We start from the raw sequence: 23105 nt of genomic DNA, 5'->3' as shown, positions 1-23105 counted from the left end.
AAATAATTATAATACAATTGACAATTTTAGGCGTAAATTAGAACTTCAAAATAAAATACTCTCAAAAAATACACCCATAATTTACAAAATCAGCTAAAATAAAAACCGCACCACTATTTTAACAGCCCTTGAAATCAAAATATTTAATTTTTTTTAACTTTGACCCCAAAAAAAATAGGGTTCAATAAAGTATTTGAAAAATGAAAATAGAAAAACGCTGGATCATTTCCTTTATTATTATTAGCATTGTTTGCATCACGGGTGCATTTTGGCCAGCAATGACCGAAAATAGTTATGTTTTATCTGAATTTGGCACCACTGATCATATTGTTCCGGCAGATGTTGCCTGGATGCTGACTTCATCTTGTCTTGTTTTAATTATGACGCCTGGATTATCTTTTTTTTATGGCGGAATGGTTGGCAAAAAAAATGTGATTTCGACCATGCTTCAAAGTTTCATTTGCTTGGGAGTCGTTACACTTTTATGGGTTGTCGTTGCTTTTAGTCTTGCTTTTGGAGAACCGGTTGGTTTTGGTTCTGGAGATCATTTTTATAGTTTCTTCGGAAATCCTACCACTTTTGCATTTATGGATTATGTGGGCGTTTTGCCTCATAAACAATTAGCGAGTACGATTCCGTTTATGCTTTTTGCTTTGTTCCAAATGAAATTTGCCATTATTGCTCCTGCTATTATTACAGGTTCATTTGCAGAGCGTGTTCGTTTTATTTCTTATTTGATTTTCATTAGCTTATTTACAATTTTTATATATGCTCCTTTATGCCACGCGGTTTGGTATCCAACCGGTATTTTAGGAAGCTATTTTGGTGTTAAAGATTTCGCCGGTGGAACGGTAGTACACATGAGTTCTGGTTTTGCTGCTTTGGCCGGAGTTATTGTTTTAGGAAAAAGAAAAAACAGCCAGCATATTCCAACTAATATTCCGTTTGTATTATTAGGAACCGGAATGTTATGGTTTGGTTGGTTTGGGTTCAACGCAGGTTCTGCGCTTGCTGCAAACGGAACTGCCGCTATGGCTTTTGCAACTACAACAACTTCATCAGCCGCGGCAATGTTAACGTGGATTTTCTTTGACCGAATGAACGGAAGAAAAGTGTCAGCACTTGGAGCTTGTATTGGAGCTGTAGTTGGCTTAGTAGCCATTACGCCTGCCGCAGGATTTGTTTCTGTTCCTGAAAGTATGTTTTTCGGATTTGTAACGGCTTTGGTTTCAAACACAGCTGTAAACTGTAAATATTCAAAAAGATTTGATGATACACTTGACGTTTTTGCTTGTCATGGCGTTGGAGGAATCATGGGAATGATTTTAACTGCAATTTTCGCTCATGGTGAAAACGCAAGTTTATTACACGGCGGATGGAACGTTTTTGGACATCATATGATGGCGTTAGTTTTAGTTTCGATCTTTACTTTCTTTGGAGCTTATTTCTTGTTTAAAGTAACAAATTTCATTATTCCGCTTAGAGTTTCTGAAGAATCAGAACATATTGGGCTTGATTTGTCGCAACATGACGAAACACTTGATCCAAAAACAAAAGCAATTACAGAACCTCATTACGGTTAAAAGATAGGCCACAGATTTCACTGATTAAACAGATTAAAAAATCCTTAAAATCTGTGAAATCTGTGGCTAAAAAAATTTAAACCATAATTGCGTCTCGTCCATTCGTTTATATTCCTTAATTTTGCGGAAAATTTTTGTAAAAGTGGGAAGTAAAAATAAACTTAAGAGATTCAGAGAAAACGAAACATTTCAAAACGTTTTTCAACCAACCAGAGAAGAAGTTGTAGGCAACTTAATGCCTTTAAGAGGGAAATGGAATTCTGATTTCTTTAAAAATGACAATCCATTAGTTTTAGAATTAGGTTGTGGAAAAGGAGAATATTCTGTTGGATTAGCTGAAAAATATCCTAACAAAAATTTTATCGGAATTGATATTAAAGGTGCTCGTTTCTGGAGAGGCGCTAAAACTGCTGTTGAAGACGGACTTCATAATGTAGCTTTCGTTCGTACTCAAATCGAATTGATCAATCATATTTTTGCTGAAGGCGAAGTAGACGAAATCTGGATTACTTTCCCAGATCCGCAGATCAAATACAAAAGAACAAAACACAGAATGACGAATTCTGAGTTTCTTCAATTGTACAAAAAAATCCTTAAAAAAGACGGTGTCGTAAACTTAAAAACCGACAGCGAATTCATGCATGGCTATACACTTGGGTTGCTTCACGGAGAAGGACACGAGGTGCTTTACGCCAATCATAACGTATATAAAAACGAAGGAAGTCCTGAAGTCGTGACTTCAATTCAGACATTTTACGAAAAACAATATTTAGAAATTAACAAGGCAATTACGTATATTCGTTTCAAAATTAAAGACTAATTTAATTTTGAAAAACATATATTCTAACTGATCTAGTAACTGAATGGCAATATTTACTCCATTACTTTCGGGCTTTATTGCGGCTGCAATTGGGATTATTCCGCCAGGTTTACTCAATATGACAGCAGCCAAAATAAATATGAAAGAAGGAAAAAAGAATGCTTTATCCTTTGTTACCGGAGCAGTTTTAGTCATTTTCTTTCAGGTTTCGGTAGCTGTTTTATTTGCACGTGTGATCGACAATCGACCAGATGTTGTGACTTTATTGCGTGAAGTTGGTTTTGTAATTTTCTCTATTTTGACAATTTACTTTTTGTTTATTGCCAAAGAACCAAAATCAAAAAAGAAATCAAAAATCAAAAAAAGCAGTAAAAAGAGTCGTTTCTTTCTCGGAATGTTGCTTTCTGGATTAAACTTTTTCCCTATTCCGTATTACGTTGTTGTTAGCGTTACATTAGCGTCTTACAATCTTTTTGCATTTGAAAATAATATCATTTTCACTTTTGTTTTGGGTTCGGTTTTGGGTTCGTTCGCTGCTTTGTACAGTTACATTGCTTTCTTTGGAAGAATCGAAAAGAAAACGGATTACTTGATGCGCAATATGAATACCATTATCGGAAGCATTACTGGTTTAGTTGCAATTGTGACACTTTTTAATATTCTGAATTATTATTTCGGATAAGAATATAAGACACAGATTAAAATGATTTTATCTTTGTAGTAAAGATTTTTTCACGCAGATTCTGCAGATTTAGCAGATTAATTATTCTTATTTTTTATCCGCCTGATCTGCAAAATCTGCGTGAGACTAAAAAACACTTTTTTAACCACTTAATCTGTGGCAAAAAAATAAATTATGGCTGAAGAGAATTTTTTCGAAAGAGTTTATGCAGTTGCCAGACAAATTCCGTACGGCAGAGTAACTTCTTATGGCGCAATTGCAAAAGCTTTAGGAACCGCACGCTCCGCCCGAATGGTGGGCTGGGCAATGAATGCCTGTCATAATATGGATGATGTTCCAGCTCACCGAGTAGTAAACCGAAAAGGACTTTTGACAGGAAAACACCATTTTGATGGAACGAATTTAATGCAACAGCTTTTAGAAAATGAAGGCGTTAAAGTTGTGGATAATCAAATTGTAGATCTCGAAAAACATTTTTGGGAACCGGAAATTTACACCATATAAGTTATATAAGTTCATTTTATGCGTTGCGGATAAATCTCTCGCAAAGTCGCGAAGTCGCAAAGAAAACTTTAAAGAAAAAACTTTGCGACTTCGCGACTTTGCGAGATTAAATCACACAGTGACGCAGCACAAAAATTTAAAATGAACTTATATAACTTATATGGTTCATTTTTTTAAATCAGGCAAATCACAAAACTCGTTTTATCTTCATCGGTTTGGTAGCTTAAATAACCGCCGTGCGCTTCAATGATATTTTTAGAAAGCGTTAAACCAATTCCGGCGCCGTCTTTTCTGGTGGTGAAAAAAGGAAGGAAAACTTTGTCCTGAATTTCTGGATCGATTCCTTTTCCGTTGTCAGCTATTGAGATAAAAAAACGATTGTTTTCGGTATAACTTGAGACATACAATTTCTTTTCTGCTTTTTCTTTCAGTGCATAAATACTGTTTGTAATCAAATTAATAATCACTTGTTCCATCTGATTTTTATCAATTAAAATAGAACGCGAGCTATGAATTTCATTGATCAATTCAATATTCTCGGCTTTCAAAATCGGACTCATGATGCGAAGGCAATCGTCGAAAAGTGCATTTATTGACGTCATTTGTTTTGTTGGCGTTGGTAGCATGGCCAGTTTGCGGTAATTTTCAACAAAAGCCTGCAAGTGATCGCTTCTATTTATGATAGTTGAAATACTGCTTTTTATATCTTCAAAATCATCTTCTTCTAAATTTTCCTGATCGACAATGTGAAGTAAATTCTGCGAAAGCGCGCGAATTGGCGTCAAAGAATTCATTAACTCATGCGAAATAATTTTCATCAAATTGATCCAGGCTTCTTTTTCTTTTTTCTCGATAACGCGCTGAATACTATCTAATAAAATAATAAAATATTCTCTGTTGTAACTCTGAGTTCGCGAAGTCTGGAGCATAAAAGTCTGCAAATCCTGCTCTTCAATTTTTATAGAAATAGCCGATTTTAATTCGCTAAAATCTGTTTTTTCAATTTCAAAACAAAGTGAAGGAAGATAATTTTTAAGGTATTTCCAATGACTCACTTTTGGCACTTTAAATAAATCCGAAAAACAATCATTCATCAAAAAAATGTTCCAGTCGTCATCTTCTTTTTCCAAAATCAAAGCAGCACTCTCAATATTATTCAGAAGCGAACGATAAATCAATTCTTTCGAAATTTGTTCTTGTTGCTGCACTTTCAATGTTTCATACAACAAATACAAACTTTCAAAATTGTCTCGTTTATTCTCTTCAGGGAAATTTGTTGTGAAGTCATTCTGCAAAATCGAAAGCAACGTTCTGTCGTAAAACTGCAATTGATTTTTTACATAAAAGTACATTTCAGCCAGCATTATAAAAACGAAACAGCCAACTAAAATTGCGTTATAATAAAACATTTTATAAATCAGAAAAACGCAGAAGAAAAAGAGAATCATTACAAACAAAACTCTCACGAACAAAGCGTTATAAAATTTCCAGTTTTTCATTATATTTATTTTTTTTATGCTGATGAAAATCTAACCGCAAAGGTCGCAAGGATTTTACGCAAGGAACGTTACATATAGCTTTGCGAACTTAATAAAACAATTACAAACACTGCAAAAAATTACTTTGCGTACTTTGCGGTTAAATTAACGCTTTTACCTTAATTTTTTAGATCGTATTTTTCAATTCTCCTGTACAAAGCAGCTCTAGACAATCCTAATTCTTCGGCGGTTTTTGAGATATTTCCGTGGTGTTTAAAAAGTGCTTTTTCGATTGCTGCTTTTTCTAATTCGGATAATGGATTTTCATCATTTTCCTGAATTTCTTCAAAATCCAAAATATCAAGATCATGAACAGAAATTGTATTATTGTCTGCCAAAATTAATGCGCGCTCAATCTTATTTTCCATTTCGCGGACATTTCCTTTCCATGGATATTTTTCTAAATACGGCGCAACATTTTCCTCAAAATGCCAATTATCTTGATTGTATTTTTCAGCAATCTGGTCCAGAACAAAATGCGCCATTGGCACAATATCTTCTTTTCGTTCGCGTAGAGGCGGTAAATTGATTTCCATCGTATTGATTCGGTACAGCAAATCTTCTCTGAAAACTTTATTTTTTACCTCGGCTTTAATATCATTATTAGTTGCCGAAATAATTCGCACATTTAAAGGCCTTGCTTTGCTTTCGCCCAAACGTGTAACTGTTTTTGTCTGCAACACATGCAATAATTTAGATTGCAGATGAAGCGGAATATTTCCGATTTCATCCAGAAAAATAGTTCCATTTTGAGCCGACTCAAATCTTCCGGGCGTATCTATTTTAGCATCAGTAAAAGCGCCTTTTGCGTATCCAAAAAGTTCACTTTCGAACAAATTATCACTTAAAGATCCTAAATCAACATGAATAAAAGGTTCGTTTTTTCTTTCGGAATTTTGATGAATAAACTCGGCAAAAACATATTTTCCGGTTCCATTTTCGCCTAGAATTAAAACATTCGCATCTGTTCTGGCTACTTTTTCAGCAATTGAATACGCTTGTTTTATTTTTTGAGAAGTTCCTGTAAAATATCTTTTTTCTGTTTTTTCAACAACAGGTTTTTTGTTGTTTTTTCGGCTTTCGGTGACAGCTTTATCAATTATTTCGAGCAGTTTTTCATTGTTCCAAGGTTTCAAAACATAATCAAAAGCGCCAATTTTTATACCTTCAACCGCAGTGTCGATTTTTCCGAAAGCGGTCATTAAAATCACAATTGTATTTGGAGAAAGCGTTTTGATTTCTTTCAGCCAATGAATTCCTTCGCGTCCATCTTCAAACCCAATTCGGTAATTCATGTCCAATAAAACAACATTTATGTCATTTTCAGATAAAATAGCAATGATTTTTTTCGGACTATTTTCAGTAAAAATCGTTTCAAAATGTTTTTTGAGAATCATTTTGGCCGAAAAAAGAATTTCTTCCTGATCGTCAACAATTAATATTTGGGCTTGTTTTTTTCTCATCCTGTATTTTTTTGTCCGATTTTGAACGGTCAACTGTTCATTATCGAACACTCTGGTTTTGGGTTGTTTTGAAAAGCTTCTTTAAAATCAATGCTTTACAAATTATAAATTTTGTGGCACAGTATTTACCTATTGGTAATCAGTAAATTATTTAAAAAATGGACACCGTTATTCCTCGTAAAAATAGAAAATTTAGATATCTCACAATAGCAATTGGAGTTTTTTTAGTTTTGGCCACAATTGTCTTTTTTTCGTTTAACACCAAAAGAAGTTTAAATGTAAAAGCCGAAGAACTTTCAATTCAAAAAGTTGAAAAGGCTTTTTTTGAAGATTTTGTGGTTTTTCAGGCAAAAGTCGAGCCTTTAAACGTAATGCTTGTAAACGTTACTGAAGGCGGGTCTGTAAAAGAGATTTTTGTTGAAAACGGTGCCATGGTTACAAAAGGTCAATCGTTGGCAAGACTTTACAATCCAAATACAGAACTGAATTACTTAACTCAGGAAACCGCTATTATTGAGCAAATCAACAATTTAAATACAGGAAAACTGAACATTAGAAATCAGGAATTGAATTTAAACAAAGATTTGGTTTTAATCGAACACGATTATAATGACGCCAAAAGATTGTACGATATGAACTCGAAATTGTATGATAAAGAGGTTATTTCGAAAAACGACTGGAATACTTTTAAAGAAAGTTTGCGTTTTCAGGAAGAAAGAAAAAGAACGATTCAGCAGAGTATTCAAAAAGAAAAACAATCGAATCAAGTTCAAATTTCGCAGATAAATCATTCCATTCAAACCATGGAAAAAAGTTTGGATATTTTAAGAAACAACAAAAAGAATTTCTTGATCACCGCTCCAGAATCTGGCCGATTAACATCATTTGAAGCTGTCTTAGGACAAAATTTTCAGGCAGGTCAAAGCATTGGAAAAATCGATTCAAAACGTGGTTATAAACTTGCTGCCGATGTTGATGAATTTTATTTGGAGAAAGTTCGCGAAGGCTTGAAAGGCCAAGTAGAATTTAAAGGGAAAGCGCTTGAAGTTATTGTTACCAAAGTTATTCCGGAAGTAAAAAACGGTCATTTTACAGTAGAATTGGCTTTTACCTCTAAAGAAAATATTGTTTTGCAAGACGGACTTAGTTTTGGAGTAAAACTGATTTTATCTGAAAGAAATAAAATTTTAGTGTTGCCGAAAGGAAGCTTTAATCAAGAAACTGCAGGAAAATGGATTTTTGTCGTAAAAGGCAACAAAGCTGAAAGAAGAAATATAAAATTAGGAAGAGAAAATCCTTCTTATTATGAAGTTCTTGAAGGTTTAAAAGAAGGCGAATCGGTGATTACTTCATCGTATTCAGATTACAAGGATATTGAGGAGCTTTCTATTAGTAGTGATCAGTAATCAAGCATTTAGTGATCAGTCTTGATTTAGTATACAGTTTCAGTTTTCAGCAGTCAATTCACAATTTACAATTAATAATTCACAATTATAAATCATCAATCATCAATCAAAAAACGTAATTAACAACATTTAACACCTTTACAAAAATGATAACAATTCAAAATTTAACCAAAGTTTTTAGAACAGAAGAAGTAGAAACATCAGCATTGAGCGGTATTTCTTTAGAAATTAAAAAAGGTGACTTTTTAACTATCATGGGACCTTCAGGTTGTGGAAAATCGACTTTATTAAACATCATCGGGCTTTTAGACAGTGCCAATGATGGTAGTTATAAATTATTAGATCAAGAAATGATTGGTCTTAAAGAAAAAGGAAGAGCGCAGGTTCGTAAAGAAAATATTGGATTCATTTTTCAGAATTTCAACTTGATCGACGAACTTTCGGTTTATGACAATATCGAGTTGCCTTTGCTGTACAACAATGTGAAAGCATCGGAAAGAAAACAAAAAATTGAAGCTATTGCCGAGAAATTAAATATTTCGCACCGATTGAAACATTTTCCGCAACAACTTTCTGGAGGTCAACAGCAAAGAGTTGCCGTTGCAAGAGCTTTGGTAAATGACCCGAAAATTATTCTTGCCGATGAGCCAACTGGAAACTTAGACAGTAAAAACGGTAATGAAGTAATGGAACTTTTAACCGATTTACACGCAAAAGGCGCAACAATTTTGATGGTAACCCACTCTGATTATGATGCTTCGTTCTCACAAAGAACCATTCATATGAAAGACGGCGTGATATTCTCTGAAAAATTAAACCAGAGAAATGTAGATGTTTTTATGGACGCTAAATAAAAAAAAGATGGTAAAATTTATCGTAGCAGCAATCGTAATTCTGGTAGAATTTGTCTGCAAAATATGGGCTATTATTTAAAAAACGTATCGGGTTATAAAGAACCCAAATAACTACAAAACACAAATACCATGATTTCTAACTGGTTTAAAATATTTATTTATCATTTGAAGCAAAACAAAATGTTTTCGTTTTTGAATGTTTTAGGATTAAGCATTGGGGTTGCCAGTGTAATCTTTGCAATATTATATTGGAACAATGAACATTCATATGATCAATGGAATCCGAACAAAGAAAACGCTTATATGGTGCTTAACAAAATTGGCGCAACAGGCGATACTTGGGGATCAAACTCGATTCCGTTTGGAGAAACTTGCAAAGCAACAATTCCTGAGATTGAAAAAATCTGCTTCTTTAACACTTGGTATGACGAGGATATCATCAAATATCAAGGCCAAAAATTGATGGCGAAAAAGATTACTGTAAGCGACGAAAATTTCTTTGATTTTTTCCCTTTCGAAATCCTAAAAGGCGCTAAAACCAATATTTTAAAAGAAAAAAACAGCGTTGCACTCTCTGAAGAACAAGCAAAATTGATTTTTAAAGACGTGGATCCAATTGGAAAAGCGATCACATACAATACCGGAACCTATACTGTAAAAGCTGTTTATCGTATTATTTCGCCTTCGTCAATGGAGCCAAACTATGTTTTTAGCGGTGTAAAACGTGAAAACGACATCAACAGTTGGGGGAATTTCAATTACGGTTTACTTGTAAAAATCAAAAAAAGTGCTAATCCGGTTGCTGTTTTGAAGAAAATGCAAAACGTAAATTATGTAAACCGAACTTTAAAAGACGCCAAAGAAAATGGTCAAACGCCAGAACAATATGTAAAAGAAAACGGCGAAGTAACTGTTATTTTAGATCAGTTGCAAATGTCTCGTTTGCATGGAACAAAAAGCTCGGCAGGACAAAACTTCCCGGAAGGTGTTGGGAATTTAAAACTGCTTTATATTATGGCTGGTTTGTCTATTTTGATTTTAGTTTTATCATTGGTAAACTACATCAATTTAGCAACTGCATCGGCAATCAAACGCGCAAAAGAAGTTGGTGTTCGCAAAATTGTGGGCGCTACCAAAAACCAAATTATTTCTCAATTTATATTTGAAACTGCAATAATTGTTATACTTGCGATTGTGTTTGCACTGGCAATTGTAGAGCTTTCATTGCCTTATTACAATACATTTTTGAAGAAGACTTTAACCATGAATGGGAGCGAATTTTACCTGCAACTTATTATGATTTTTGGATTAGTAATCATTCTTGCAGGTATCTTCCCAGCCATTTATATTTCAAATTTTGAGACTTTAAAAGTACTTAAAGGCAATTTTTCGAGAAGCAAAAGCGGTATCTGGATTCGAAATTCGATGCTTATTTTTCAATTCGGGATTGCAGCGTTTTTCATTATTGGCGCCTTGATTGTCAATTCGCAGGTGAATTATATGATGAACAAAGATCTTGGTTTTAACGGCGATCAGGTAATTTCGATTCCGTACAACAAACCGGACAGACAAAAAAGAACGCAACAATATGGCGTTGATAAACCAGAAATCAAAAAAATTCCAGGAGTTGTCGACGTAACTACATTTGCAGGAAGTTTTGGCGGAAGCACCAATTCAAGTTCTGGATTTACGCATAACGGAATTTTTGTTCAGCCAAGAAATGCAGAAATCGATTTTGGATTCCTTGAAATGATGAAAATCAAAATTGTTGAAGGGCGTGATTTATCTCCAAAATTTGCTTCTGACACCGTGAGCAGTATGTTGATTAATGAAACACTTGCTAAAACTTTGAATTTAAAAAACCCAATAAATACCATAATTACTTCGGGCTGGTCTAAAAACGATAGTGGGAATTTGAAATTTAAAATCGTAGGTGTTGTTAAGGATTTTCATATTACAGGTTTACAAAATAAAGTTCCTCCAATGGTTTTTATAAACATCAAAACCTTGGGATGGAACAACTTCAATAATATTTTTGTAAAAGTATCACCAAATAATTTAACAGAAACGTTAGAAAATTTGAAATCATACTGGGCAAAAAATGTAAATCCTGATTATCCTTTTGAATATGAATTTGTTAACAAAGGTTTTGCAAGAACATATCAAGAACAAATCAAGCAGAAAAACCTATTTTTCATTTTAAATTTAGTCGTTATTATAATTGCTGTGTTTGGATTGTTCGCTTTGGCATCATTTTCGATGGAGAGAAGACTGAAAGAAATCGCAATTAGAAAAACGCTGGGTGCAGAAACTGATATTTTGTTGAAAGAATTATCAAAACAATATGTCTTATTCTGTTTACTTGGATTTGGAATCGGAATCGTTCCGGCTTATGTTTTATTACAAAAATGGCTTGAAGATTATGCATTCAGAATAAACATTTCAACGTTGCCATTTTCGATCGCATTAGTTTCATTATTGATCCTTACGTTGCTGATCGTGTTGACAAAAGCATATCAAGTAACTAAAATAGATGTTTTGAAATATCTAAAATACGAATAACTTGTAGACCATTTTTTTTAAGAAACCCGCCAAATCAGAATCTTGGCGGGTTTCTTTTTGTCTTTTTTCAACTTAAATTTTCTTTTTTTTTGCCAAAAAATCACTTTTCGCTACTTTACTTTTTAAAACCACTTCAAAAAAAATGCAACGTTATCATTTTGAATAATTTCGATATCAATAAATACGATTCAAAAAAAGTAAGAATCCGAACTTAATCTGTTATCTTTGCAATCTGAAACAAGTTTAAATAAATACAGTATTTAAACAAGTTTCATCATTAGAAAACACCTACATTAAAAATGAAATTAGATAGAAAAGAAATTCTTAAAGCTTTAGAAACTATCACTATAGCTGGAGAAGGAAAAAATATGGTTGAAAGCGGTGCAGTTGCCAACGTTATTACATTTGGTGATGAAGTTGTAGTCGATTTAGTGCTTCATACACCTGCAATGCACATCAAGAAAAGAGCAGAAGATGATATCAAAAAAACAATTCATGATTTGATATCGGCAGATGCTAAAGTTAAAGTTAACATTAAAGTTGAAGCCAAGGAAAATCCTAATGAAATAAAAGGAAAAGCAATTCCTGGCATCAAAAATATTATTGCCGTTGCTTCTGGAAAAGGAGGAGTTGGAAAATCAACTGTTACTGCAAATCTTGCTGTAACACTTGCAAAAATGGGATTCAAAGTTGGGATTTTAGATGCTGATATCTACGGACCTTCGATGCCGATTATGTTTGATGTTGAAAACGAAAAACCAATTTCGATTACCGTTGACGGAAAATCAAAAATGAAACCAATTGAAAGTTATGAAATCAAAATACTTTCTATCGGTTTCTTTACAGCGCCTAGCCAAGCTGTAATTTGGAGAGGTCCAATGGCTGCAAAAGCATTAAATCAAATGATTTTTGATGCAGACTGGGGAGAACTAGATTTTATGCTTCTAGATTTGCCTCCAGGAACTGGAGATATCCACCTTTCTATCATGCAATCACTGCCAATCACAGGAGCAGTTGTAGTAAGTACACCTCAGGCAGTTGCTCTTGCAGATGCTAAAAAAGGAGTTGCAATGTTCATGCAAGACAACATCAATGTTCCGGTTTTAGGAATTATTGAAAACATGGCTTACTTTACACCAGAAGAATTACCAGAAAACAAATATTATATCTTTGGTCAAGAAGGTGCAAAAAACCTTGCTCAAGATTTAGATGTTCCATTTTTAGGTGAAGTTCCAATTGTACAATCTATTCGTGAAGCAGGAGATTACGGTCGTCCAGCAGCTTTACAAACAGCCTCAGTAATTGAAACTGTTTTTGAAGAAATCACTCGAAATGTTGTACAGGAAACAGTAAACAGAAACGAAAATCTGCCAGCAACTGAAGCCATTAAAATTACAACAATGGCAGGATGCTCTGCAGTGAAAAAATAATTAGATAATGAGATAATGTGCCAATTAGATAATGAATTAAATTTTCTAATTGACACATTCTCTAATTGACACATTAATATTATGACAACAGAAGAATTAACAAATAACGTTTTATTAGCTTTAGACGAAATAAGGCCATTTTTAAAATCTGACGGAGGCGATATTACGCTAATTTCTATTGATGAAGATAAGCACGTAAAAGTTCGTCTTGAAGGCGCATGCATTAGCTGCAGCGTAAATCAAATGACACTAAAAGCAGGAGTAGAAACTACTATTAAAAAGTATGCACCACAAATTGAAACTGTGGTAAATATCATGTAGTAAATTGTTTTTCTTAGCATTTGCGATTTTTGATTATTAACAAGAATAGTATTTCTTTTGAGTCTTTTTCTTGGTTTTTATAATAAAAACAATCAAAATCAAATAAATTATTGCAGATTTTACAAAAAACAACATAAAGATTTAAGAGTTTTAGTTACGGTATTTTTACTTATTTAACTTAAATTTGTAAAATAACCCTAAATCTTAAAATTTATGAAACACTACTACACTTTATTTTTATTGTTGTTTTTTGTATCTGTAAATTATGCGCAGCAAGCACAAACTCTAGTTGTTGACAAGGCATGGGTAAATGAAGCAGAAGAATGGTCGGATTTTCAATATTCAGGACAAATTGTTTTTAATACTATTCCTGGTAGTGAAGAAGGAAGTTTGAGAATTGGCAATTATGATTTTTTATATGATTTTGCTGAAGGAAAAGCAAAATTTGCAAATAAAGCAACTTACAGCACAGCTGAATTTTCGCACCCTAGAAAAGTCTCTGTAACAACAGATAAACAAGGAGTTGTAAATTCAACATATGAAGGAACACTAGTTTTTCAGGGCGGTAAGGATTACTATTCTGTAATTGTAATAGTTACATTGCTTGATAAAAGCGGCAATATGCTAGGTGTAAAAATGCATCTTAAAGACAGCACCAGAAAAGAATATGCATTCAGCCTAAAACCAACAAGTTAAATTGAACATAGGATTTTTTCACGTTATAAAATCCTGACCCTTAAAATTCCAAATAATAAAAATGGATGTATTAATTAAGATTAAAGATCGAGAAGGAGTTATACACGAATTACAAGCTCCAACTGATATGGCAATGAACATAATGGAGTTATGCAAAGCATACGAACTTCCTGTTGAAGGAACCTGCGGAGGAATGGCAATGTGCGCTTCCTGCCAGTGTTATGTTCTAAATGATGTTGCGTTGCCAGAAATGGGAGACGAAGAAGAAGCCATGCTGTCGGAAGCATTTTATGTTAAGTCTAACAGCCGTTTGGGTTGTCAAATACCAATCACTACAGATTTAGAAGGTCTGGAACTAGAACTGGCTCCAGAATATTAAAAAATAAAATTCCAATATTAAAATTCCAAATCCCAATAAAATAAGTTGTTTATTGGGATTTGGAATTTTTTAATTTTTCTCAAACCCGACAGGTTCTGAAAACCTTTCGGGTTTTCTGTTTATTGATAAATCAAAAAAGCCGTAATTACATTGCTGTGATTACGGCTTTTTCTTTATAACAATTTAATTTAATCTCTCAGATTATACCAATCCAGCCTGGATTAAATACTCTGCAATCTGAATTGTGTTTGTTGCTGCACCTTTTCTTAAGTTATCAGCAACGATCCACATGTTTAATGTGTTAGGTTGGCTTTCGTCACGACGAATTCTTCCAACAAAAACATCATTTTTACCTTCAGCATATAATGGCATTGGGTATGTGAATGTATCTAAATTATCCTGCACTACTACTCCATCAGTATTGTGCAAAATTTCGCGAACTTCGTTTACTTCAAAATCATTTGTAAACTCAACGTTTACTGCTTCACTATGCCCACCAACCACCGGTACACGAACGGCAGTAGCTGTAACTCTGATGGTGTTATCACCAAGAATTTTTTGAGTCTCACGAACCAATTTCATTTCTTCTTTAGTATATCCGTTATCTTCAAAACTGTCGCAATGTGGAATCGCATTTCTATGAATTGGATATTTGTAAGCCATATCACCTTGAATTCCTGCGTACTCATTCTCTAACTGTTTAACCGCTTTTACGCCAGTTCCAGTGATTGATTGGTAAGTAGAAACAATAATTCTTTTAATGTTGTATTTTCTGTGCAAAGGCGCTAAAGCCAAAACCATTTGAATTGTAGAACAGTTTGGGTTTGCAATAATTTTATCTTCTTTAGTTAAAGTAGAAGCATTGATTTCTGGAACAACTAACTTTTTAGTCGGATCCATTCTCCATGCAGATGAGTTGTCAATAACTGTTGTTCCTGCAGCAGCAAATTTTGGAGCCCACTCTAATGAAGTATCGCCTCCAGCAGAGAAAACTGCGATATCAGCTTTCATATCAACTGCAGTCTGCATTCCAACCACTTTATATTTTGTTCCTTTATATTCAATTTCTTTTCCTACTGATCTTTCTGATGCAACAGGAATTAATTCTGTAACAGGAAAATTTCTTTCCGCTAAAACTTTAAGCATTACTTCGCCAACCATTCCGGTAGCACCTACAACTGCAATTCTCATTTTTATATCTTTAAATAATTCTATAATCAAATTTGTACTGCAAAAATAAGTATAATAAAAGTCTCCGCAAGCCACTTCACAAAAAATAACAAAATGTTATAAAATAAACATTTTGTAAAAAAACCGCCTCTTTAGAAGGCGGTTAAGTTAGACTTAGTGTAGCGGTATTATATTTTTATTTATTTTTTAATAAATCTCTAATTTGTGTAAGCAATTCTTCTTGAGTTGGGCCAGCTGGTGGAGCTGGAGCTTCTTCTTTTTTAAGTTTGTTTACTCCTTTAATAACTAAGAATAAAACAAAAGCAACAATAACAAAGTTAATTACTGCCGACAGAAAAAGACCATATTTTACACCGCCAAAAGCCGTAAGATCTTGAATTTTTTCTAAATGTGCTGCTTCTAAAGCTGGTTTTAATACTAGTGGCGTAATTACATCTTCAATAAATGAACTTACAATTTTACCAAATGCTGCTCCAATAATTACTGCAACAGCAAGATCAACTACGTTGCCTTTTATTGCAAATGCCTTAAATTCTGAAAAAAATCCCATATCGTATCTATTTACATTTATAATTAATGAATACCGAAAATACGCAATTTTCTTGAAAAAACCACACTCTTTTCTCTTTTGCACCATATAAGTCATATAAGAAATATAAGCTTGATGCAGTCTAAATGATATAATTCAGTAAAAAAAGAAAAGCAGTTCAACTAAAATGAACTTATTAACTTATATGATTTAAAAATTCTATCTAAAAAATACACGTTTTACGCGCTGCGAGATGCTCGTCATAATTTCATATGGAATTGTTTTTAAAGCTTCGGCCATTTCGATAACGGTTGGGCTTTCGCCAAAAATAATTACCGAATCACCTTCTTTGCAATCAATATGACTCACATCAACCATCAACATGTCCATACACACACTTCCTACGATTTTGGCTTTTTGATTTTTGATGGTGACAAAACCAACTTCATTTCCCCACAATCTTGAAATCCCGTCAGCATAACCAATTGGGATTGTCGCGATTTTTGTTTCTTTTTCGGCCATAAAACGACGCCCGTAGCCTACGCTGTCGCCACTCGGAATGGTACGAACTTGAGAAATAATCGATTTCAATGTTCCAACATTCTCCAAATATTTTTGTTCCAAAGAATCATTTGAAACGCCGTACAAACCAATTCCTAAACGAACCATATTATATTGGGCATTTGGAAAATTGCTAATTCCGGAAGTATTTAAAATATGGCGAATTGGATTTATCTGCAATTCCGACATTAATTTTAAAGACAATTTCTCGAATAAAGCGATTTGTTTTGCCACAAAATCAAAATGTTTTGGATCATCGCTTGTTGCCAAATGCGATAAAATACTTTGAACACGAACGCTCGAATTATTTTTTAAAGTTTCTATTAATTCATCAATTGTGTTTTCTTCAAAACCCAATCGATGCATTCCAGTATCCACTTTAATATGAATCGGAAAATCTTTTAAATTCTTTTCTTTGGCAATTTTCAAAAACGCATTCAAACCTTTTAAACTGTAAATTTCAGGCTCTAATTTGTATTGAATGATCGACGGAAAACTTGTTGATTCTGGATTTAAAACCATAATTGGCAATTTGATGCCACCGTTTTTCAGCGAAATTCCTTCATCGGCGAAAGCCACACCTAAATAATCTACTTTATGATGTTCCAGTAATTTTGCGATTTCCAATCCTCCGTTTCCATAACCAAAAGCTTTTACCATTACCATGATTTTTACGTCATCGTCAAGTTTTGATTTATAGTAATTTAAGTTATGACTTATAGAATCCAAGTTTATTTCTAAAACCGTTTCATGTGTTTTTTCTTCAAGCAACGAAACAATTTCTTCAAATTGAAAAGATCTTGCACCTTTAATCAAAATGGTTTCATTGCTAAAATTTAGGCTTTCAAATGCTTCAATAAATGATGCTGTATTTTGAAATGCAATACAATTTGCAAATTTGGCTGCAAAAGATGAAATTGTTGGGCCAATGCCAATTACACGATTGATTTTATTATCAGAAATAAGCTGAGAAACTTTAGAATACAAATCTTCATTTGAAAAGCCACTTTGAAATATATCCGACAGAATTACTGTTTTTGTAGCATTCTTTTTTTGCTGACTTTCCAGAAAATCTAAAGCTATTTTAAGTGATTGAAAATCGGAACTATAACTATCGTCAATGATACTGCAATTGTTGATTCCGTTTTTAACTTCCAGGCGCATTTGTACCGGATACAGCATTTGCACGCGGTTTTGAATCGTTTTAGAATCGTATTTAAAATAAAGCAAAACCAATAAACAAGAAATAGTATTTTCTATAGAAGCCGAATCACTAAATGGAATTTCTAAATCGAAAATTTCGTTTTTATATTGGTATTGAATGTGGGTAATTTCGTTTTTAGTTTCTTTCTTCAGAATAAAAACATCAGCAGAATCATCCTTAAAACTCCACGAAAACAGTGTTCTCGGGTGCATCATATATTCAGCTGTAAATTGCGAAAGACAGGAATCTACAATTTCATTTTTTTGATAAATAATAATAGGGCAATCTTTAAACAAAAGCAGTTTTTCATCTATCTTTTGTACTAAATTTAAAAATCCTTCATCATGTGCAGACCCAATGCTTGTTAAAACACCAATATTTGGTTTAATGATTTTTTCGAGATTTTCCATTTCATTCACGGTTGAAATACCAGCTTCAAAAATGCCTAAATTGTGTTTTTCATTTATCGCAATAACCGACAGTGGTACGCCAACTTGAGAGTTATAGCTTTTCGGGCTTCTGATAATATTATAATCTGGACTTAGTAAGAAATTTAGCCATTCTTTTACAATGGTTTTTCCGTTGCTTCCGGTTAACCCGATAACAGGAAAATCAAATAAATTACGGTAATAAGCCGCAAATTGCTGCAAAGCTTTTAAAGTGTTTTTAACGACCAAAAAATTAGCTTTGCCGGCAACATTTTCAGGAATATACTTAACAACAAAATTTTGAACACCTTTTTCAATAAGTTCCGGAATATATAAATGAGCGTCATTGTTAACGCCAGACAAGGCAATAAACAATGTTTTTGAACCGTTTTGCAATGAACGGCTGTCGATTGAAATATGATCAATGAAAATATCCGATTCTGGCGCACTGTTTTGAGCGTTAAGAACCTGAATTATGTTTTTTAAGTTGATGCTCATTTAGAAATTCTTTTTGTCAAATTTAAAAAAAGGTTTGCTACTAATTTCCCAAATTTTCGACAATTATTATTTAGTTTTTTGCCACAGATTAGAACAATTAAAAGGATTTTAATCTGTGAAAATCTTTTAATCTGTGGCTAAAAACTTTATTTCATTATATTTGTTCAACACCACAAATTACAACGTTTTGAAAAAAATACTTCCACTATTCTCCTATATTTTACATCCGATTTTCATCTCGATGTATGCTACTTTATTTTATCTTTTTTGCAAAGAAGACGCATTTACAAATCAAGAAAAATACTTTGTTTTATTCCAAATTCTAATCATCACGATTTTAGTTCCGGTTTTGTTTTTTCTTTTGCTAAAATCAACTGGGCATGTTGATTCTATTATGGTTCATGAAACTTCACAGCGTAAAATCCCGTTGTTGTTGCAATGTTTTTTATATATTTTATTGGTAAAACGAAGCATTATCATTACGCGTTATCCAGAATTACATTTCTTTTTTCTAGGCGCTTTGTTTACATCAATTTTGGCCTTGGTGTGTTCTTTATTCAAAATGAAACCTAGCCTTCATGTGGCTGCAATAAGCGGATTTGCCATTTTTGTAATTGGCTTGAACATACATTTGCAGATGCAGAATCCGTACTGGCCTGCTTTATTGATCTTATTGACTGGTGTTGTAGCCTCTTCCCGAATGGAAATGCAGGCACACACTTCTAGAGAAATTTTAATTGGATTACTTATTGGCACATTGCCACAAGTTCTTTTTATTTATTTGTGGCTATAAAATGTAGAAAATCAATCCAATATTCATTGCCTTCATATTGACTTTTTCGCCAGAAACTGTAGCAACCGAATTGAATAAAGGATTTAAACCGTAGTACGCATAAACATTCCAGGTGTTGTAGCCGGTTGCCAGATAAATTCCGTATTGAAATGTATTTACATCTGGATTATTAACAATTTTATAGGTAGTTTCTCCATCGTCTAAAATAGATTTGCTGGAGAAAATATAACTCATTTTTACACCTCCGTAAATTCTCCAGAATTTTGTGCTTTCATAAGTCGAATTTCTCCATCTGAATTCAATAGGAAGATCGACAGAATATTGTCTGTATCGATTTGAAACAAATTCGCCATAATCATTTACGCCATATATTGGAGCGCCATTTGTATCTTCAGAAACTGTAAAATTCTGATAGAAGTTTTGATAACTTAATCCAAGTCCAGCAGCAATTGCAACGGTTCTGCTTTTATTGATTGGCATATCGCGTAAAAAACCCGCAGAAATTCCGGCAGAAAATTTATCCTGCTTTAATTTTTCTGGAGTATTTACCAAAAGATTATAGGCTATCGAAAAATAAAACTGATCCTCACGATACAATGAATCGATTTTTATTACGGGCTTGATTTCAGGCTTCACTTCTTCTTGTGAAAAAACATTCAGAAATGAAACAAAAAACAAACAAGTAAAAAATAATCGCATATCGAATTTTGGTTTTAAAGAGGTTTTCAAGTTTTAACGTTTTTTGCAGTGCATTTATTTCACTTACAAATATAATATAATGCCACTTTGAAGATGCTTTTTAAAAACAATTATTCTCTTTTTGTGTAAGAATAAAAGTATTTGTTGCATTTTTTTCAATAAATCTGCAACAAGAACTAAAAAATGAATCATTTTTTCATTGTGCTTTTATACCTTTGCCTTGCATGAAAAGAAAACAGCTCATATTAAGTGTTTCAATGACGCTGACAATATTGTTCACAATATTGTTTCAGTCCATACACAGTTTTGAGCATATTGTAAAACAGCTTTCAGAAAAGCAGTGTCATCACGATTATAACGATCCAAGTGGTGAAATTACACACCAACACCATAATTACGACTTATGTTATGTTTGTAGTTTTGCTTTTGGAACTTACACTGTTGCTGAAATCTTCTCGTTTCAGTTTCGTACTTTTCATAAAGAAATCCCTTATTTCTTTTCGTTTTCAGAAAATATCAGTTCATTTTCAGAAAGCGCTTATTTACTTCGGGGACCGCCGACAGCTATAGTTTCTTAAATTTCGATCATTCGAAAAAATTCACATTTCTTTTAATTTAAATTCAAATAACATTGAGTTTCCTAATCCTATTTAAATATTTGGGATTAGAATGCTTTACTGTTCGTTTTTGTTTTTTTATTCAAAAGAAAAAATCAATTAACTATAGCATCATTGCCAAATGAAAAAATTTATACTAGCCCTAATTTTGGGTTTTTCGAGCGTACTTTCTGCTCAAAATTCGGTTTCAGGAATTGTAACCGACAATCAAAATCAGCCAATGCCAGGCGTTTCAGTTTATGCGCCCGAATTACATAAAGGAACAACTACAGATGTAAACGGGAAATATGAATTGAATAATCTTCCGAACGGAAGTTTAAGACTTGCTTTTAATTTTGTTGGATATGCCAATCAAAATCAGACAATTGCCAAATTAACAAAAGAAAACACACTGAATATTACGCTTTTAGAGTCCATTATGGAAATGGATGAAGTAGTTGTTTCTACGCCATTCAATAAATTACAGTCACAAAATGTAATGAAAATTGAACACGAAAGCATCAAAACTTTACAACAAAAAGGAACTTCAACTTTAATTGAAGGTTTAGCGACAATTCCTGGAGTTTCGCAGATTTCTACTGGAACTTCGATAGGAAAACCAGTAATTCGCGGACTTAGCGGCAATCGTGTTTTAGTGTATTCACAAGGCGTTCGTATCGAAAATCAACAATTTGGAGACGAGCACGGTTTAGGTTTAAATGACGCCGGAATCGAAAGTGTTGAAGTTATAAAAGGGCCAGCTTCATTATTATATGGTTCAGATGCTTTAGGTGGGGTTTTATACTTCAATCCAGAAAAATTTGCTGATGCAGGTGATTTCAAAGCCAATTTTAGTCAAAAATATTTTACGAATACGCAAGGAAGCAATTCATCTATTGGATTAAAAACTTCTACCGATAATTGGAAATTTTTAGCACGCGGAAGCTACAACACACATTCAGATTATAAAATTGCCGATGGCGATCGCGTAACAAATTCACGATACAATGAAACCGATTTTAAAACCGGAATTGGGTACAGCAACTCAACCTTTTCAAGTGTTTTAAGATACAATTACAACAAACTGGATATTGGAATTCCAGAAGACGGAATTGCTGAACAATCGTCAAGCAAAGACACTCAGTTTCCGAGACAAGGAATTTTCAACCATTTATTGAGTTTGAACAATGTTGTGTTTTTTGAAAACTCAAAATTAGATGTTGATTTAGGATACATTGCTAATGACAGAAGTGAATTTGAAGATAGTAACGAAGCTTCATTGCACATGAAATTGAATACTTTCAATTATAATGCAAAATATCATTTTCCGAAATTTGGTAAAATCGAAACCATTTTAGGCGTTCAGGGAATGCATCAGACGAATACAAATTCAGGGGAAGAATACTTGATTCCAGATGCTACAACAAATGATTTTGGTGTTTTTGGAACTGCAAATTACGAATGGGATAATAGCGTTTTACAAGCTGGATTGCGTTTTGACAACCGAAATATAAATTCTATCGCGCATGGAATTGAAGGAGAAGAAGGTTATTTTCAAGCTTTAGACCGTTCTTTTGACAGCTTCAATGCTTCTCTTGGTTACAAAACAAAATTAGCCGAACCGTTGACGCTTCGTTTAAATGTTGCAACTGGTTTTAGAGCGCCAAACTTAGCGGAGTTAACTTCAAACGGTGTTCACGAAGGGACAAACCGTTATGAAATTGGAAATGCAAATTTAAAAACAGAACAAAACGTTCAAACCGATTTAAACTTAGAATATAAAAATTCACATTTTGAGTTTTTCATCAATGGATTTTACAACCACGTGAACAATTATATTTATACTTCGCCAACTGGGGATATTTTAGACAATAACGATGTGTTTGCGTATGTTCAGGATAATGCAAAATTATTTGGAGGCGAGGCAGGCTTGCATATTCACCCGCATCCGTTAGACTGGTTGCATTTTGAAACGAGTTTTGAAACGGTAACGGGCAAAAAAGACAATGATGATTATTTGCCTTTAATTCCGGCAAACAACTGGAATAATACACTTAGAACGGAATTCAATATCAAAAACTGGCTAAGTGAAGGTTTTGCTTCTTTGAATGTTTCTTCGACTTTTAACCAAGACAATGTGAGCGGTTTTGAAACGGCTTCTAAAGGTTATACTTTGGTAAATTTAGGCTTTGGAGGAACTGTGAAATTTGGAAAAACAGCTTTCGACATCAACTTAAACGGAAACAATTTATTTGATAAAAAATACATTGCGCACCTTTCAAGATTAAAAACAGACGGCATTCCTAATATTGGAAGAAACATCGTTTTGGGAATTAATTTCAATTTATAATTTTTGATTTAACCGCAA

20 protein-coding genes are annotated in these 23105 nt (G+C 33.4%); 14 read left to right on the top strand and 6 right to left on the bottom strand.

Annotated elements, in window-relative coordinates; translation table 11 throughout:
- The first annotated feature begins 200 nt into the window (after window positions 1-200).
- The 4 genes from RB619_RS06470 to RB619_RS06455 all read left to right on the top strand — a co-directional run bounded on the left by RB619_RS06470 (window position 201) and on the right by RB619_RS06455 (window position 3589).
- Complete coding sequence (locus RB619_RS06470) at window positions 201-1583, top strand: ammonium transporter (protein ID WP_308095578.1); 1383 nt, start codon at window positions 201-203, stop codon at window positions 1581-1583.
- Between the two features lie 142 nt (window positions 1584-1725).
- The gene (trmB, locus tag RB619_RS06465; protein WP_308095576.1) at window positions 1726-2403 is read left to right on the top strand and encodes a tRNA (guanosine(46)-N7)-methyltransferase TrmB; all 678 of its coding nucleotides are present in this window, start codon (window positions 1726-1728) and stop codon (window positions 2401-2403) included.
- Between the two features lie 43 nt (window positions 2404-2446).
- Window positions 2447-3085, top strand: coding sequence for a LysE family transporter (locus RB619_RS06460; RefSeq protein ID WP_308095574.1), 639 nt, complete (start codon window positions 2447-2449; stop codon window positions 3083-3085).
- Window positions 3086-3259: 174 nt separating this feature from the next.
- The gene (locus tag RB619_RS06455) at window positions 3260-3589 is read left to right on the top strand and encodes an MGMT family protein (protein ID WP_308095572.1); all 330 of its coding nucleotides are present in this window, start codon (window positions 3260-3262) and stop codon (window positions 3587-3589) included.
- A gap of 173 nt (window positions 3590-3762) precedes the next feature.
- Here RB619_RS06455 and RB619_RS06450 read toward each other — a convergent pair whose 3' ends face one another.
- Both RB619_RS06450 and RB619_RS06445 read right to left on the bottom strand, forming a co-directional pair.
- Window positions 3763-5088: a HAMP domain-containing sensor histidine kinase gene (locus RB619_RS06450; RefSeq protein WP_308095569.1), complete on the bottom strand. Its 1326-nt coding sequence runs from the start codon at window positions 5086-5088 to the stop codon at window positions 3763-3765.
- 158 nt (window positions 5089-5246) lie between these two features.
- Window positions 5247-6590: a sigma-54 dependent transcriptional regulator gene (locus RB619_RS06445; RefSeq protein WP_308095567.1), complete on the bottom strand. Its 1344-nt coding sequence runs from the start codon at window positions 6588-6590 to the stop codon at window positions 5247-5249.
- 158 nt (window positions 6591-6748) lie between these two features.
- Here RB619_RS06445 and RB619_RS06440 point away from each other — a divergent pair, with 158 nt between their 5' ends.
- From RB619_RS06440 to RB619_RS06410, 7 genes are all read left to right on the top strand, one after another.
- Window positions 6749-7996, top strand: a complete 1248-nt coding sequence (locus RB619_RS06440) for an efflux RND transporter periplasmic adaptor subunit (RefSeq protein WP_308095565.1) — start codon at window positions 6749-6751, stop codon at window positions 7994-7996.
- Window positions 7997-8142: 146 nt separating this feature from the next.
- Window positions 8143-8850 (top strand): ABC transporter ATP-binding protein, encoded by a 708-nt coding sequence (locus RB619_RS06435; protein WP_144336429.1) that lies wholly within the window; start codon window positions 8143-8145, stop codon window positions 8848-8850.
- 129 nt (window positions 8851-8979) lie between these two features.
- Window positions 8980-11412: an ABC transporter permease gene (locus tag RB619_RS06430; RefSeq protein ID WP_308095562.1), complete on the top strand. Its 2433-nt coding sequence runs from the start codon at window positions 8980-8982 to the stop codon at window positions 11410-11412.
- A 299-nt stretch (window positions 11413-11711) separates the two neighbouring features.
- On the top strand, window positions 11712-12842 hold the full coding sequence (locus tag RB619_RS06425; protein ID WP_308095560.1) for an Mrp/NBP35 family ATP-binding protein: 1131 nt from the start codon (window positions 11712-11714) through the stop codon (window positions 12840-12842).
- Between the two features lie 81 nt (window positions 12843-12923).
- Window positions 12924-13163 (top strand): NifU family protein, encoded by a 240-nt coding sequence (locus tag RB619_RS06420; protein ID WP_026727037.1) that lies wholly within the window; start codon window positions 12924-12926, stop codon window positions 13161-13163.
- A 213-nt stretch (window positions 13164-13376) separates the two neighbouring features.
- Window positions 13377-13859 carry a hypothetical protein gene (locus RB619_RS06415; protein ID WP_308095557.1) on the top strand — a complete coding sequence of 161 codons (483 nt, stop codon included), beginning with the start codon at window positions 13377-13379 and terminating at the stop codon, window positions 13857-13859.
- Window positions 13860-13920: 61 nt separating this feature from the next.
- On the top strand, window positions 13921-14238 hold the full coding sequence (locus RB619_RS06410) for a 2Fe-2S iron-sulfur cluster-binding protein (protein WP_047777672.1): 318 nt from the start codon (window positions 13921-13923) through the stop codon (window positions 14236-14238).
- 201 nt (window positions 14239-14439) lie between these two features.
- Here the strand turns inward: RB619_RS06410 and RB619_RS06405 are convergent, their stop codons facing one another.
- The 3 genes from RB619_RS06405 to RB619_RS06395 form a co-directional block, all read right to left on the bottom strand.
- Window positions 14440-15429: an aspartate-semialdehyde dehydrogenase gene (locus RB619_RS06405; protein ID WP_308095554.1), complete on the bottom strand. Its 990-nt coding sequence runs from the start codon at window positions 15427-15429 to the stop codon at window positions 14440-14442.
- A gap of 175 nt (window positions 15430-15604) precedes the next feature.
- Window positions 15605-15979: a large conductance mechanosensitive channel protein MscL gene (gene mscL / locus RB619_RS06400; RefSeq protein ID WP_035646047.1), complete on the bottom strand. Its 375-nt coding sequence runs from the start codon at window positions 15977-15979 to the stop codon at window positions 15605-15607.
- Between the two features lie 198 nt (window positions 15980-16177).
- The gene (locus tag RB619_RS06395) at window positions 16178-18649 is read right to left on the bottom strand and encodes a bifunctional UDP-N-acetylmuramoyl-tripeptide:D-alanyl-D-alanine ligase/alanine racemase (protein WP_308095551.1); all 2472 of its coding nucleotides are present in this window, start codon (window positions 18647-18649) and stop codon (window positions 16178-16180) included.
- 187 nt (window positions 18650-18836) lie between these two features.
- On the opposite strand from RB619_RS06395, the gene RB619_RS06390 reads away from it, so the two are divergent.
- A complete protein-coding gene (locus RB619_RS06390) occupies window positions 18837-19442 on the top strand; it encodes a hypothetical protein (RefSeq protein WP_308095548.1) in 606 nt (201 codons plus the stop codon).
- On the opposite strand, the gene RB619_RS06385 is transcribed toward RB619_RS06390, so the two are convergent.
- Window positions 19437-20141 (bottom strand): porin family protein, encoded by a 705-nt coding sequence (locus tag RB619_RS06385; protein ID WP_308095546.1) that lies wholly within the window; start codon window positions 20139-20141, stop codon window positions 19437-19439. The genes RB619_RS06390 and RB619_RS06385 overlap by 6 nt on opposite strands.
- A gap of 224 nt (window positions 20142-20365) precedes the next feature.
- Between RB619_RS06385 and RB619_RS06380 the strand changes: the two genes are divergently transcribed.
- Both RB619_RS06380 and RB619_RS06375 read left to right on the top strand, forming a co-directional pair.
- Window positions 20366-20719 (top strand): hypothetical protein, encoded by a 354-nt coding sequence (locus RB619_RS06380; protein ID WP_308095544.1) that lies wholly within the window; start codon window positions 20366-20368, stop codon window positions 20717-20719.
- Between the two features lie 160 nt (window positions 20720-20879).
- Entirely contained in the window at window positions 20880-23087 is a 2208-nt protein-coding gene (locus RB619_RS06375; RefSeq protein ID WP_308095541.1) for a TonB-dependent receptor domain-containing protein, read from the top strand.
- Window positions 23088-23105 lie beyond the last annotated feature (18 nt).

This window comes from Flavobacterium sp. LHD-80 (assembly GCF_030929605.1).
Lineage (GTDB): Bacteria > Bacteroidota > Bacteroidia > Flavobacteriales > Flavobacteriaceae > Flavobacterium.
Note: the sequence above shows the minus strand (reverse complement) of the source record. Positions and strands in the feature narration are given on the sequence as shown.

Bases quoted from the DNA above. Each gene is read 5' to 3' on its own strand.
- RB619_RS06410 (WP_047777672.1), top strand. From the start codon at position 13,921: ATGGATGTATTAATTAAGATTAAAGATCGAGAAGGAGTTATACACGAA.
- RB619_RS06420 (WP_026727037.1), top strand. From the start codon at position 12,924: ATGACAACAGAAGAATTAACAAATAACGTTTTATTAGCTTTAGACGAA.
- RB619_RS06470 (WP_308095578.1), top strand. From the start codon at position 201: ATGAAAATAGAAAAACGCTGGATCATTTCCTTTATTATTATTAGCATT.
- RB619_RS06460 (WP_308095574.1), top strand. From the start codon at position 2,447: ATGGCAATATTTACTCCATTACTTTCGGGCTTTATTGCGGCTGCAATT.
- RB619_RS06415 (WP_308095557.1), top strand. From the start codon at position 13,377: ATGAAACACTACTACACTTTATTTTTATTGTTGTTTTTTGTATCTGTA.
- RB619_RS06450 (WP_308095569.1), bottom strand. From the start codon at position 5,088: ATGAAAAACTGGAAATTTTATAACGCTTTGTTCGTGAGAGTTTTGTTT.
- RB619_RS06435 (WP_144336429.1), top strand. From the start codon at position 8,143: ATGATAACAATTCAAAATTTAACCAAAGTTTTTAGAACAGAAGAAGTA.
- RB619_RS06430 (WP_308095562.1), top strand. From the start codon at position 8,980: ATGATTTCTAACTGGTTTAAAATATTTATTTATCATTTGAAGCAAAAC.
- RB619_RS06395 (WP_308095551.1), bottom strand. From the start codon at position 18,649: ATGAGCATCAACTTAAAAAACATAATTCAGGTTCTTAACGCTCAAAAC.
- RB619_RS06380 (WP_308095544.1), top strand. From the start codon at position 20,366: ATGAAAAGAAAACAGCTCATATTAAGTGTTTCAATGACGCTGACAATA.
- RB619_RS06375 (WP_308095541.1), top strand. From the start codon at position 20,880: ATGAAAAAATTTATACTAGCCCTAATTTTGGGTTTTTCGAGCGTACTT.
- RB619_RS06445 (WP_308095567.1), bottom strand. From the start codon at position 6,590: ATGAGAAAAAAACAAGCCCAAATATTAATTGTTGACGATCAGGAAGAA.
- RB619_RS06405 (WP_308095554.1), bottom strand. From the start codon at position 15,429: ATGAGAATTGCAGTTGTAGGTGCTACCGGAATGGTTGGCGAAGTAATG.
- RB619_RS06425 (WP_308095560.1), top strand. From the start codon at position 11,712: ATGAAATTAGATAGAAAAGAAATTCTTAAAGCTTTAGAAACTATCACT.
- RB619_RS06385 (WP_308095546.1), bottom strand. From the start codon at position 20,141: ATGCGATTATTTTTTACTTGTTTGTTTTTTGTTTCATTTCTGAATGTT.
- mscL (WP_035646047.1), bottom strand. From the start codon at position 15,979: ATGGGATTTTTTTCAGAATTTAAGGCATTTGCAATAAAAGGCAACGTA.
- RB619_RS06455 (WP_308095572.1), top strand. From the start codon at position 3,260: ATGGCTGAAGAGAATTTTTTCGAAAGAGTTTATGCAGTTGCCAGACAA.
- RB619_RS06440 (WP_308095565.1), top strand. From the start codon at position 6,749: ATGGACACCGTTATTCCTCGTAAAAATAGAAAATTTAGATATCTCACA.